Source organism: Rathayibacter sp. PhB186 (genome assembly GCF_003751825.1).
Taxonomy (GTDB): domain Bacteria; phylum Actinomycetota; class Actinomycetes; order Actinomycetales; family Microbacteriaceae; genus Rathayibacter; species Rathayibacter festucae.
In genome coordinates this window covers 208,000-220,657 of record NZ_RJKO01000004.1, presented here as the reverse complement: position 1 = coordinate 220,657, position 12,658 = coordinate 208,000, and the positions used below count along the sequence as shown (strand labels likewise).

Here is a 12,658-nt window from a genome sequence, read left to right as displayed (position 1 = left end):
CGGGTGGATCTCGATACGGCCGCTGCGCGGCCCACTCGATCAGCATGGAGGACCCGTTGCGCGGCCTCCTCGATCGGCATGGACGACCCGCTCCGCGAGCTGCCCACTCGGCAGGAGCACGCAGCGCATCGAGCCCGGACCCCTCGCCGCAGAACTGAGTACACTCGGTTCTTCAGCTCCGGGAGGTCCGATGTCGACTGCGCTGCCCTCGGCCGCCGCCGGGCGCCGCGAGCGGAACAAGCTCGCCAAGCTCGAGCGCATCACCGCGGCCGCGAGCGAGCTGTTCGCCGAGCACGGCGTCGACGAGGTCACCACGCAGCAGATCGCCGAGCGCGCCGACATCGGCACCGGCACCCTGTTCCTCTACGCGAGGACGAAGAGCGAGCTGCTGCTGCTCGTGCAGAACGCGCACTACGCCGAGGCCCTCGAGCGCGGCCGTGCCGCCGCCGCGGACGCCGCCACCGTGCTCGACGCCGTCCTCGCGCTGGTCGCGCCGATCGTCGCCTGCAACCGCGCCCACGTCGGCAACGGCCGGGTCTACCTCCGCGAGATGGTCTTCGGCGACCCGGCGGAGCCGCACCACGCCGAGGCGCGCTCGATCGTGGGGCGGAGCGAGGAGGCGATCGCCGAGATCCTCGAGCGCGGCGGTGTGCCGAGCGCGAGCACCGTGGCCGGCGTCGTCTCCGCGGTCGTCTTCGTCACCCTCGCGGCGAGCGACGAGCCCGACGTCGCGGCGATCCTCCCCGCGATCCGCGGTCAGCTCGCAGCGGTCCTGCCGGCCTGACCGACAGCCCGGCCCGACCGACAGCCCGGCCCGTCCGCCGCCTCGGCCGCTGATCAGGGCCGCAGGAACTCCGCCGCGACGGGGGCGAACTCCTCCCAGTACTGGAAGATCCCGCCGTGCCCCGAGTTCGGGTACATGATCAGCTCGGACCCCGCGATCCGGCGGTGCAGATCCTCGGACAGGACCGACGGCACCATGCGGTCGTGGTCGCCGTTGGCGATCAGCGTCGGCTGCGTGATGACGGACAGGTCCGACGGCGCGGAGCGGCCGAAGCGCTGGATCGCCTTCAGCTGGGTCGTGAAGGCCTTGGTGCTGACCGCGTCGTCGCGGTCGGCGGTGCGCTCCTTCAGTCGGCCCACGAACTGCTTCGCGGCCTTCCTGCCGGCGGCGTCGCGCTCGAAGAAGAGGAACTCCTTGATGTCCGAGCGGGTGAGGACGGAGCGGACGAGGTCGTAGTAGGTGACCCCCACCACCTTGTCCATGTCCTTCCCGCCGCGGGGCCCGGTGCCCGTGAGCACCAGCCTGCGGACGAGCTCGGGGTGCTTCACGACGAGCTCCTGCGCGATCATCCCGCCCATCGAGAACGAGAAGACGTCGACCTTCTCGAGACCGAGGCCCCGGAGGAAGAGGTACGCGTCGTCGGCGGCCTCCTCGATCGTGCCCGGCACCGTGCCTCCGGAGGCTCCGACGCCCTGCTGGTCGAAGGCGATCACGTGCCGCCGCGCCGCGATCGCGTCGACGATGCGCGGGTCCCAGTTGTCGAGATTCGCGGCGAGATGCCCGAAGAAGACGACGGGGACGCCCTCCTCCGGACCCAGCTCGCGGTAGGCGAAGGTCTTGCCCTGCGTGGTGACGCTCGTCGCGGGGGCGAGCGCGTACGAGGTGATGACGGGATCGGCGGTGCTCATGATGTCTGCTCCTTCAGGGGCGGGCGGGTCGGAGGAGCGGTCAGAGACCGAGGACGACGGTCTTGCCGCGGGCGCGGGAGGCTCCGAGGGAGGCGAGTGCGGCGGGCGTCTCGTGGAAGGGGAAGGTGGCACCGACGACCGGGCGGATCGCGCCGGCGTCGACGAGCTCGGCGATGCGGGTCAGCTGCTCGCCGCTCGACTCCATGAAGAGGAACTCGTAGTGGACGCCCAGCGAGCGGGCGCGGCGGCGGACCCCGAGGCTGAGGGCGGCGATCGCGAGGCGGAGGACGGGGTTCAGCCCCTTCTTCTTCGCGAAGGCGGGGTCGGGCGGGCCGGAGATGCCCACGGCCCGGCCTCCCGGAGCCAGCACGCGCAGCGACTTCGCGAGGTTCTCGCCGCCGAGGCTGTCGAGGACGACGTCGTAGCCGGAGACCTCCTTCTCGAAGTCCCGGCTGCGGTAGTCGATGACCAGGTCGGCGCCGAGGTCGTGGAGGAAGCCGGACTGGGCCGCCGACGCGGTGGTCGCGACGAAGGCGCCGAGGTGCTTGGCCAGCTGGATCGCGACGGTGCCGACTCCGCCGGAGCCGGCATGGATGAGGACCTTCGATCCGGGGCCGACCTTCCCCTTCACGACGAGCGCCTGCCAGGCGGTCAGCGCCACCAGCGGGAGCGAGGCCGCCTCGGTGAGGCCGATCGAGGACGGGGCGAGGGCCACGTCGGCCTCGTCGATCGCGATGCGCTCGGCGAAGGTCCCGATGCGGTGGTCGCGGGGGCGGGCGTAGACCGCGTCGCCGACGGCGAAGCCGCTGACCGCCGACCCGACGCGCAGGACGGTCCCGGCGACGTCGTGGCCGAGGACGAGCGGCGTCTTGTACGGGAGGATCGCCGTGAACTCGCCGAGGCGGATCTTCTCGTCGAGCTGGTTCAGCCCCGCGGCCGCCACCCTCACGAGGACGTCGCGCAGACCGACGACCGGCTCGGGGACGTCGGTCTCGTGCAGGGGCTGCTTGTACCTGTCGATCACGAACGCGCGCACGGGGACTCCTGGAGACGATCGGCGGCCCGACCGGATTCGGCGAGCGCACTCATTACTGAGTGTACTCACTATCGACGACGTCGAGGCGAGCGGGTCAGCCCTTCACGGCCGAGCCGGCGACCGACTGCACGAAGTAGCGCTGGAAGATCAGGAAGACGATCAGCACCGGCAGCACCAGCAGCGTGCCGAAGGCGAACGTCTGCCCCCAGTCGGGCGGGACCTGCGCCGAGAACACGCTCATCTCCAGCGGCAGGGGCCGGGCGGCCGGATCCGAGGTGACCAGCGAGGGCCAGAGGTACTGCCCCCAGGAGGAGAGGAAGGTCAGGATCGCGACGGTCGCGAAGACCGGGCGCGAGTTCGGCACGACCACGCGCACGAAGGTCCCCCAGGCGCCGAGGCCGTCGAGCCGGGCCGCCTCCTCCATGCTCTTGGGCACGTTGAGGAAGAACGTGTAGAAGAGGAAGACCGAGAACGCGTTGGCGATGAACGGGATCATCTGCACGAGGAGCGTGTCGCGCTGCCCCTGCAGCAGGGACATCAGCGGGATCGCGACCGACTCGAACGGCACGATGACGAGCAGCACGATCAGCAGGAACACCTTGTCGCGGCCCACCCACTCCAGCCGGGCGAAGGCGTAGCCGGCCAGAGAGTTGACGACGAGCCCCGCCACGACGATCACGAGCGAGATCACGAACGAGTTGGCGAAGAACTGCCAGAAGTGGCCGGTCGCGTCCGAGCTCAGCGCCGTGAAGACGCTGGCGTAGTTGTCGAAGGAGAGGTTCGTCGGCAGGAAGCCGGCGAAGCCGTCGAGCACCTCCGCCGACGGCTTGAGGCTGCCGATCAGGAGGTAGTAGATCGGCGCGAACATGAGCGCCGCGGCGGCGATCATCACGACGTAGTCGCGGACGATGCGCGCCGTGCGCGCTGTGCGGGCGGTGCGGACGGTGCGGACGGTGCGGGCGGTGCGATGCCCCGATGCTGTGCTCAACTCTCGCTCCCTTGGCGGAGGACCCGACGCTGGATCAGGGTGATGACGACGATGATCAGGAAGAGGACCACCGAGATGGCGGACGCCCGCCCGAGGTTGCTCTCGCTGTAGATCGCCTGGGTCGCGTTGTAGAGCAGGGTCTGGGTGCCCTCCTCGTTGGCGCCGGCGGTGCGGATCAGGATGAAGACCTGGTCGTAGACGCGGAACGCCAGGATCGTCGTCAGCAGCGTGACGAAGATCAGCGTGTTGCGGATGCCCGGGACCGTGATGTGGACGAACTGCTGCCAGCCGTTCGCGCGGTCGAGCCGGGCCGCCTCGTAGCGCTCCTCCGGGATCTCCTGCAGCGCGGCGAGCAGGATCACCATCTGGAAGCCGACGCCCTGCCAGATCGAGAGCAGGATCACCGAGCCGAGCGCGGTCGCCGACGAGCCGAGCCAGTCGTGCGCCGGGACGAGCCCGCCGGTGAGGAAGGTGACGGAGGAGTTGAGCAGCCCGTCGCTGCTGCGATCGAGGATGAGCCGCCAGACGACCGCGACGAGGGCCATCGGGAAGACGACCGGCATGAAGAAGAAGGTGCGGAAGAAGCGCACGCCGGCGAGCTTGCGGTTCAGCAGCACGGCGAGCAGCAGCGCGAGGCCGGTCTGCACCGGGATCACGACGATCGCGAAGACGAGGTTGTTGACCAGCGAGCGCAGGAACGCCCCCGAGATCACCGGATCGGTGAAGAGCCGGACGTAGTTGGTGAGGCCCCAGAACTTCGCGGGGCGGGACTGGTCGACCTGGACGTTGTAGAGCGAGAGCACGATCGCCGCGACGAACGGGACAGCGACGAAGGCGATCAGTCCGAGGACCGCCGGGGCGGCCATGAGGGCGCCGTCGCGGGTGTCCTTCCAGCGGAAGCGGGGTCGGGCGCGGGTGAGAGCGACGGGTCGCATCGGCGTCGATACGGGTGAGGCCACGGTCGGAGTCCTTCGGTTGTCGGCGTCGGTGCCGGACGGCAGGAGGGGATGGGCGGGCGCCCGGCTGCGAGCGCCCGCCCGGATCGGCTACTTGTAGTCGTCGTTGTCCGCGAAGCTCTGGTCGATCGCGGTGGCCGCGTCGGTCAGGGACTCCTTCGGATCCGCGCCGCCCCAGACCGCGGCGAGGGCTCCGGAGAACTTCGCGGTGATCGTCGGGTAGCCGGCGGTGACGGGGCGGTAGACGGCGATGCAGTCGTCCGTGATCGCGTCCGCTGCGCAGGCGTTCGCGAGCTGCTGACCCCAGAGGGCCAGCCCGCCGCCGTCCTGGTAGAGGGCGTCGGCGGCGAAGGCGGTCTTCGTCGCGGGCGGGGCGCCGTTGGCGGTGGTCATCGCGCCGACGTTCTGGTCGTTCAGGAGGTAGTCCAGGAACGCTCCGGCCGCGTCGCCGTTCTTCGTGCCGGAGCCGATGCCCCAGGTCCAGGAGCCGGCGCCGGCCTTGGCGCCGTCGCCGAAGTCCGGCAGCGGCAGGGCGACGAGGTTCTCGCCGAGCGCCTCGGAGAAGGTCGGGTAGTTCCAGTGCCCGCCCCAGGCGACCGCGACCCGGCCGTCGACGAACGCGTTGCCGTCGGAGTTGGGGTCGGAGTAGTCCTTCCAGGACGCGAAGTCGGTCAGCGCCTGCACGCTGGCGTCCGAGTCCACGGCGCCGGCGGCCTTGCCGTCCTCGATCAGGTTGCCGCCCGCGGACTGGATGAGGGGCGCGAAGCCGTAGGTGCCCCACTCCCCCGACAGGCTGGCCTCATTGAGGTCGATGGACTTGCCCGAAGGGTTCGCCGCGGCGAGCGTCTTCAGCGCGGCCGAGAACTCATCAGCCGTCCAGGCCGTGTCGAACGAGGTGGGCACGCTGATCCCCGAGGCGTCGAGCAGGGTCTTGTTCCCGTAGAGGCCCATGGCGGAGTCGAACATCGCCAGCGCGTAGAGCTCGTCGTCCGAGGTGCCCTCGGCGACGGAGCCGGGGGTGGCGTTGTCGAGGGTGGCCTGGTCGACGAAGTCGCTGATCGGGGTGATCTTGTCGTTGTAGACGAAGCTCGCGAGCGTCGGTCCGTCGATCTCGAGCACGTCGGGGAGCTGGTCCTTCGGCGTGCTGGTGATCGTGGTGGTGTACGTGTCGCCGGAGATGATCCGCAGCTTCGCGGTCACCTCGTCCTGCGAGCTGTTGAAGCCGTCGACCGCGGCCTGCAGAGCGGCGTTCTCGCTGTCCTGGCCCTGGTGGGCCCAGACGTCGATCTCTCCCGTGCCGTCGCCGGCGGCGGCGTCCGTGCCGCCACCGCCTCCGGCCGAGCAGCCGGTCATCGTGGCGATCGCCGTGGCGACCGCGACGGCGACCAGGGCGCCGCGGCGGATGGTGCGTGTGTTCCTCATGGTTCTCCTTGGTGCTGTGCGACCGCATCCGTCCTCGGATGCGGGGTGCAGGCTGAGTGGTAGCGGCCGAGACGCGCCTGCGGGCCCCGGCGGGATCGGGGCCGCTAGCGAGCGGCGGCGGCGAGCTCGGCCGAGCCGAGGGCGATCGGGTCGACGATTCCGCCGAGGAAGACGCCGCTCTCGTCGGCGGTGCGGAAGGCGAGGAACTGCCATCGGCCGGCGCGGTCCCGGACGAGGCGGCCCGAGTAGAGCGAGTCCTTCGTCAGGGGTCGTGCGCCGGAGAGGTCGTAGCACTGCGTCGCATCCTCGACCTCGACCGCCCAGGTACCCGCTCGCGGGTGCGCGAGCGCGTGTGCCGGGGTCATCGAGTCCTCCGTCGAGGAGAAGAGCAGCAGCCAGCGCCCGTCGACGAGCTCGAGCTGCGGGACCTCCAGGTGCGCGAATCCGGCACCCGGGCGCGAGAGCGGCGGGCGCACCTCCCAGCTGACGAGGTCGGGCGAGACGGCGTGGCCGATCACTCCGCGGTCGTCGAGCGGCCCCTCCGTGGAGCGCGCCGTGACGAGCATGTGCCAGCCGTCGCCACTCGGGTCGCGGAAGACCCACGGGTCGCGCCAGGCCTCCTCCTTCCACTCGGAGGTGCCCCAGGTCTCGTACCAGCGCGGGTCGGCGACGACGACCGGGCCGGGCTGCTTCTCCCAGCTGCGCAGGTCGGCGGACACGGCGACTCCGATGGTCTCGATGTTCGCGACGAGCGGTTCGGGGTGGAGGAAGCGCGAGCCGGTGTAGAACATCCGCCACAGCCCGTCGTCGCCGCGGACGACGCTCCCGGTCCAGGTGGCGGTCTCGTCGAACGAGCCGATGTCTCCCGGCGCGAACGGCGAGCCCTCGAGCACGGTCCAGGACGACAGGTCCGAGGAGACGGCGTGGCCGATGCGGGCGGCCCGGTGGCGACGGCCCTCCTCGCCGAGCGAGGTCGGTGCGTGCAGGAAGAAGGCGTGGAACTCGTCGCCGTCGTCGGCCAGCCAGAAGTCCCAGACCCACGAGCCCTCGAGGGTCAGCATCCGAGCGCCTCCTCGGCGATGGTCGACCGCATGTGCATCCCTCTCCGTTGAACGAGTAGCGGTGCTAAACCGCTTGACTGGCGAAGTTATGCGGTTTAGCTAGCCAAGTCAATCGCTTTAGCAGAATCGATCTACGATGGGACGACCAGGAACGGCGGAGGGGGCGCGATGGCGCGGCAGCGAGTGACGATGGCCGACGTCGCGCGGAAGGCCGGCGTCTCGACGACCGCCGTCTCTCTCGTGCTGAACGACCGGCAGGGCACGCGCCTGTCCGAGGACGCGGCGAAGCGGGTGCGCGCCGCGGCCGACGAGCTCGGCTACCGGCCGAACCTCACCGCCCGGGCGCTGAGCACGCGGAAGTCGCGGATCATCGGCTTCATCTCGGAGCAGGTCACCGTCGACCGGCTCGCGAGCGGCCTCATCCGCGGGGCGCTGCGCGAGGCGAAGCGACAGAACCACGTGCTCTTCATCGCCGAGACCGAGGGCGAGGCGGATGCCCTCGACGAGGCCGTCGACGCCCTCACCGACCGTCAGGTCGACGGCATCATCTACGCCGCGACCCGGCCGCACGCCCTCCGTCTGCCGGCCCGCGTGGGCGGAACGCCCGTGGTGATGCTGAACGCCGTCGCCGACGATCCCGAGGGCTCCCCGGGCGGTCCGCGGCCCGATGCCGTGCTGGCCGACGAGCGCGCGGGAGCGGTCGACGTCGTCGATCTGCTCCTCGACGCCGGACACTCCGAGGGCGTCGTGATCGTCGGCCGCTCCGTCGACCAGCCCGACGACGAGTGGCTCAGCCTGGCCGTGCAGCGCCGGCTCGAGGGCATCTGGGAGTCGCTGGGCGCGCACGGGGTCCGCCCGATCGCCCAGCTGCCCTGCCTGCCGTGGTCGGTGAAGGCCGGCTACGAGGCGGTCCGCGACCTGCTCGCCGCAGGCGTCACGCCGCACGCCCTGATCTGCCTGAACGACCGGCTCTCGTTCGGCGCCTACCGCGCGCTCGGTGAGGCCGGTCTCCAGGTGGGGCGCGACGTCTCGGTGGTCTCGTTCGACGACGACGACATCGCGGTGTACCTGCACCCGATGCTCACCACCGCCGCCGCGCCCTTCGAGGAGATGGGCGCCCTCGCCGTCCGCCTCCTCCTCGACGACGACCGCGAGCCCGGCGAGCACCTCGTGCCGATGCCCACCCGCGTCCGCGACTCCGTCCACCTCACCCGCGCCCGCGCCGCCGAGCTGCAGCAGCAGAGCCCCGAGCCCGACTGGACCCGCTGACCGGCTGCCCGGCTGCCCGGCTGCCCGGCTGCCCGGCTGCCCGCGGAACCCTGCTGGTCGAGTAGCCGCGGCACGCGGCGTATCGAGACCCACCGTCCCCAGCAGGGCTGGCCTGCAGACTCCACTTCTGCCGCCGGTGGATCTCGATACGCCCGCTGCGCGGCCTACTCGATCAGCAAGAGGGGGCGCCTTCGTCGGTGTGGCCGGACCTCCGGCACGCGGAAACACCTCCGGCACGTCGAATCCGTGGATTCTGACGAGCCGGAGGTCGTTTCGCGAGCCGGAGGTGCGGCCCGAGGGTCAGCTGCCGGAGGGGGCGTCCGACTCCTCGGAGGTGGCGGTGTCGCTGGGGGCGGAGGGGGTCGCACCGGCGTCGGGAGCGTCACCGGCGGCGGGGCCGCTGCCGGGGCGCGCGGGACCGGCGGGCGCTTCACCGGCGGCCGGCGGCGCGGGCGGGGTCGGCGCGGAGCCGTCCGCCGGGGGCGTCGGGAGCTCGCAGTCGCCCGAGGGCGCGGCCGGCGGGGTCGGCGGCGTCACGGCGTCGCCGACCGCGGGCGCGGCGGGCGGGGTCGGGAGGACTCCGTCGGCGGGCGGGGTCGCCGTCGCGCCGTCGGTGGGCGCGGCGGGAGGCGTGGGCGCCTCGCCGTCAGCGGGAGCCGCCGGCGGGGTCGGCATCGAGCCGTCGGCGGGAGCGGCCGGAGACGTGGGCGCCTCGCCATCAGCCGGGGCAGCCGGCGGGGTCGGGATCTCGCCGTCAGCGGGGGCAGCCGGAGGGGTCGGCATCGAGCCGTCCGCGGGGGGCGTGGGCGCCTCGCCGTCCGCGGGAGCGGCGGGCGGAGTCGGCGCCTCGCCGTCGGCGGGCGCGGCCGGCGGGGTCGGCATCGACCCGTCCGCACCGGGCGCCGGGGGCTTCGGCAGTCCGGCGCCCGTGGGTCCGCAGGCGGCCGGGCCGGTCGAGGCCGGGCCGGTGAGGGTCGGCGCGTCGCTGGAGTCCGGGGTCGGCGTCGCACTGGCCGTCGCGCTCGGCGTCGTCTCGATCGTGCTCGAGCTCGTCGAGCCGGAGGTGGGCGCGGAATCGGCGAAGGCGGCGGTCGATCCGATCGCGGCGAAGCCGAGGGCGCCGGCCGCGATGCAGAGGGCGATGGCACGGGTCCGGGGCCGGCGCGGGCCGAAGCCCTGGCCCTCAGTACCCGAGCCCTGGGTTCCGGGGGTGCGGCTGTCGGGGTTCTTGCTCATGGGAGTCTCCTCGGTCCGGCCCGGTGCCGTTCCCGTTCGGGAGCGGTTGCGGCCGGTTCCATTTCAGATTCCGAGCCGAATCTGAAGCGGTCCTTAAGAACAGAGGCTCCCCAGCCGAGTGGCGGTCGACGCCGATCCGCGCCCCCTACGGTCGGAGCATGCTCCCTTCCGCCCGCGTGCTCCTCGTCGAGGACGACGACGCCATCCGCTCCTCCGTCGAGGCCGCCCTCCGCGGCGAGCGCTACACCGTGCGCGCCCTGCCGACAGGCGAGGACCTCGCCCGCGAGCTCGCCGACTTCGCGCCCGACCTGGTCGTGCTCGACTGGATGCTGCCCGGCCCGAGCGGCATCGTGCTCGCCGAGCGGATCCGGCGCACCAGCGACGCGGCCGTGATCATGCTGACCGCGCGCGACGCCGTCGACGACCGGCTCCGCGGCTTCGACGAGGGCGTCGACGACTACGTGGTCAAGCCGTTCGTGCTCGCCGAGCTGGTCGCCCGGGTCACCGCGGTGCTCCGTCGGCGCGGCCGCGTCCCCTCGATCATCGAGATCGGCGACCTGGTCGTCGACCCGGACGCCGGACGCGCCCGCCGCGGCGGCGAGCCCCTCGACCTCACCGCGACCGAGTTCCGGCTGCTCGCGTTCCTCGCCGGAAGCCGCGGCCGCACGCTGACCAAGACGCAGATCCTCACCCAGGTCTGGGGCTACGACCACGTCGACCCGAACCTCGTCGAGGTGCACCTCAGCTCGCTCCGCAAGAAGATGGAGGCGCACGGCGACCGCCTCATCCACACCGTCCGCGGGCTCGGCTACCGGGTGGAGGCATAAGCGTGCCTGCAGGCGCCGACACCGCGGGCACCGCCCCCGCAGGCACCGCCTCCGCACGCCCCGCCTCCGCCCCGCTGCGCACCGGCTCCCTGCGCCTGCGCACTGTGCTCGCCGTGCTCGCCCTTCTGGCGGTGCTGCTGCTGGCGCTGTCCGCGACGGTGCAGGTCGTACTCGGCGAGCGCCTCCGCGACCAGATCGAGGAGCGCCTGGCCGACCGCGCCTCCGCCGCCGCGGCCCTCGTCGGCACGATCGCCGACGACGAGCTCGCCTCGCGGCTCTCGGCACAGGGCGTCGCGGTGCGGATCCAGAGCCCCGACGGCGAGGAGGTCGTCGCCGGCCCGAGCCCCGAGCAGCTGCGTCAGGGGCCGGGAGCGGCGGACCAGCTGGGCGAGCCGCCGAGCCCGCCCGGGAGCACCGGTGCCGCCGTGCCCACGCCCCGCGACGCGACCGTCACCGTCGCCTCGAGCAGCGTCTCCGGCGACGACGGGCTGATCACCCTGCAGTCCGTCCTCAGCGACGGCACCGTGCTGACCCTCAGCAGTGAGGCGGGCTCGGTCGGCTCGACCCTCGCGTCGCTGAACGGGATCCTGCTCGGCGCCTCGGCCGTGTTCCTCCTGCTCGCGGCCGGCGCCCTCGTCCTGGTGGTCCGCGCGACCCTGCGGCCGCTCGAGCGGATGACCACCGTCGCCCGCTCCATCGCGCACGGCGACCGCGGCCGGCGCCTGCGCCCCTCGCGGCCGGGCACCGAGCTCGGCCGCACCGCCACGGCGTTCGACGAGATGCTCGACGACCTCGAGCAGGCCGAGCAGTCGGCCTTGGCCGCCGAGCGCCGGATGCGCGCCTTCGTCTCGGACGCGGCGCACGAGCTGCGCACCCCGGTCGCCGGCATCCAGGCCGCCGCCGACGCGCTGGTCCGCGCCGACGGCACCGAGGAGGAGCGCGAGCGGCTGTCGGTGCACGTGGTCCGCGAATCGCTGCGGGCCGGGCGGCTCATCCAGGACATGCTGCTGATGGCGCGGCTCGACGAGGGGCTCGCCCTCGACGCCCGGCCGCTGGACGCCGGCGCGGTGGCGGCCGCCGCGATCGAGCGGCAGCTGCTGCGCGGCTCAGGCCCCGAGATCGTCCTGCACCGCGATGACGCGGGGCCGCTCGTGCACGCCGACGCCGATCGGCTCGGCCAGATCGTCGGCAACCTGCTCGAGAACGCCGCCCGCTTCGCCCGCTCCCGGATCGACGTCACGCTCGCGCACGCCGACGACCGGGTCACCGTGACGGTCGACGACGACGGCCCGGGCGTCCCCCAGGCCGACCGCGACCGCGTCTTCGACCGGCTCGTCCGCCTCGACGACGCCCGCAACCGCGCCGACGGCGGCTCTGGCCTCGGCCTGCCCATCGCCCGCGGCCTCGCCCGCGCCCTCGGCGGCGACCTGGTCTGCCTGCCCGGGGCCGCCGGAGCGCGCTTCCGCGTGATCCTGCCCGCCGGCTGAGGAAGATCACCCTGCGGCGTGGGATCCCCATGCTGATCGAGTAGCCCGCGAAGCGGGCGTATCGAGATCCCCCACGCCTCGAAGAGCATCGCCCCGGAGAGCGCCATCCCGCTGCCTCCATTGAGACTCCACGCGCGGATCCCGCCAGGACGCATGCCGTCGTGGGAACGAGTGACCTTCGCAGTCCCGAGGCAGGCGATCGCGGCTTCGAGAGGCTCGATGAACGCGCGATACGCCTCCGCGGGCGTCCGGCCGGGCACCGTGGCCTATCGGGCGTAGGGGACGGCCATCACCAGGCGGAGGATCGATGCATCCTCGGTGGTGTCGTACTCTCCGGCATCGACCCGGTCGAAGAACTCGCCGAGAGTGATGCCGAGCCGGTCACTGACGCGCAGCCGGAGGAATTCGCGCCCGTCTGCGAGCGGAACCTCCTCGGCGAGGGGAACGACCACCGTCGTAGCGACTGCACCCATGATTGAACCTCCTCTGTACCGATGAGCCGTCAGTATGACGCACACCCCCGACAGACGGCAGGTCGACGCCGGACGTCCGCACAGGCCCTCTTCGGCCCTCCATCCAGTCGCCCCTCCGCTCCGACCGCCAAGGGGGTCCACCTCCAGCGGGACCCGCTGGCGGGCGCGGCTCAGAGCTCGACCACGAGGCGGTCGGCCGACGCCCAGTCCG

Annotated in this window: 12 protein-coding genes; 4 read left to right on the top strand and 8 right to left on the bottom strand. The window is 72.5% G+C overall.

The window, feature by feature from the left end; all coding sequences use genetic code 11:
* Positions 1-190: 190 nt before the first annotated feature.
* Positions 191-784 carry a TetR/AcrR family transcriptional regulator gene (locus EDF45_RS12790; protein ID WP_123736398.1) on the top strand — a complete coding sequence of 198 codons (594 nt, stop codon included), beginning with the start codon at positions 191-193 and terminating at the stop codon, positions 782-784.
* A 53-nt stretch (positions 785-837) separates the two neighbouring features.
* On the opposite strand, the gene EDF45_RS12785 is transcribed toward EDF45_RS12790, so the two are convergent.
* From EDF45_RS12785 to EDF45_RS12760, 6 genes are all read right to left on the bottom strand, one after another.
* Complete coding sequence (locus EDF45_RS12785; protein WP_123736399.1) at positions 838-1,692, bottom strand: alpha/beta fold hydrolase; 855 nt, start codon at positions 1,690-1,692, stop codon at positions 838-840.
* A 40-nt stretch (positions 1,693-1,732) separates the two neighbouring features.
* Complete coding sequence (locus EDF45_RS12780; RefSeq protein ID WP_123736400.1) at positions 1,733-2,728, bottom strand: NADP-dependent oxidoreductase; 996 nt, start codon at positions 2,726-2,728, stop codon at positions 1,733-1,735.
* A gap of 94 nt (positions 2,729-2,822) precedes the next feature.
* Positions 2,823-3,716 (bottom strand): carbohydrate ABC transporter permease, encoded by an 894-nt coding sequence (locus EDF45_RS12775; protein ID WP_123736401.1) that lies wholly within the window; start codon positions 3,714-3,716, stop codon positions 2,823-2,825.
* Complete coding sequence (locus tag EDF45_RS12770; protein ID WP_243839986.1) at positions 3,713-4,675, bottom strand: carbohydrate ABC transporter permease; 963 nt, start codon at positions 4,673-4,675, stop codon at positions 3,713-3,715. The genes EDF45_RS12775 and EDF45_RS12770 overlap by 4 nt, the downstream gene beginning before the upstream one ends.
* A gap of 87 nt (positions 4,676-4,762) precedes the next feature.
* Positions 4,763-6,094, bottom strand: coding sequence for an extracellular solute-binding protein (locus tag EDF45_RS12765; protein ID WP_123736402.1), 1,332 nt, complete (start codon positions 6,092-6,094; stop codon positions 4,763-4,765).
* 104 nt (positions 6,095-6,198) lie between these two features.
* Positions 6,199-7,155 carry a glycosyl hydrolase family 32 gene (locus EDF45_RS12760; protein WP_123736403.1) on the bottom strand — a complete coding sequence of 319 codons (957 nt, stop codon included), beginning with the start codon at positions 7,153-7,155 and terminating at the stop codon, positions 6,199-6,201.
* Positions 7,156-7,323: 168 nt separating this feature from the next.
* Between EDF45_RS12760 and EDF45_RS12755 the strand changes: the two genes are divergently transcribed.
* Positions 7,324-8,424, top strand: coding sequence for a LacI family DNA-binding transcriptional regulator (locus tag EDF45_RS12755; protein WP_123706410.1), 1,101 nt, complete (start codon positions 7,324-7,326; stop codon positions 8,422-8,424).
* Between the two features lie 300 nt (positions 8,425-8,724).
* Here the strand turns inward: EDF45_RS12755 and EDF45_RS12750 are convergent, their stop codons facing one another.
* Positions 8,725-9,660 carry a hypothetical protein gene (locus EDF45_RS12750; RefSeq protein ID WP_123736404.1) on the bottom strand — a complete coding sequence of 312 codons (936 nt, stop codon included), beginning with the start codon at positions 9,658-9,660 and terminating at the stop codon, positions 8,725-8,727.
* Positions 9,661-9,818: 158 nt separating this feature from the next.
* Here EDF45_RS12750 and EDF45_RS12745 point away from each other — a divergent pair, with 158 nt between their 5' ends.
* Both EDF45_RS12745 and EDF45_RS12740 read left to right on the top strand, forming a co-directional pair.
* Positions 9,819-10,487, top strand: coding sequence for a response regulator transcription factor (locus EDF45_RS12745; protein WP_123446969.1), 669 nt, complete (start codon positions 9,819-9,821; stop codon positions 10,485-10,487).
* A gap of 2 nt (positions 10,488-10,489) precedes the next feature.
* A complete protein-coding gene (locus tag EDF45_RS12740) occupies positions 10,490-11,974 on the top strand; it encodes a HAMP domain-containing sensor histidine kinase (RefSeq protein ID WP_123736405.1) in 1,485 nt (494 codons plus the stop codon).
* Positions 11,975-12,240: 266 nt separating this feature from the next.
* Here EDF45_RS12740 and EDF45_RS12735 read toward each other — a convergent pair whose 3' ends face one another.
* Entirely contained in the window at positions 12,241-12,447 is a 207-nt protein-coding gene (locus EDF45_RS12735) for a hypothetical protein (RefSeq protein ID WP_148060277.1), read from the bottom strand.
* Positions 12,448-12,658 lie beyond the last annotated feature (211 nt).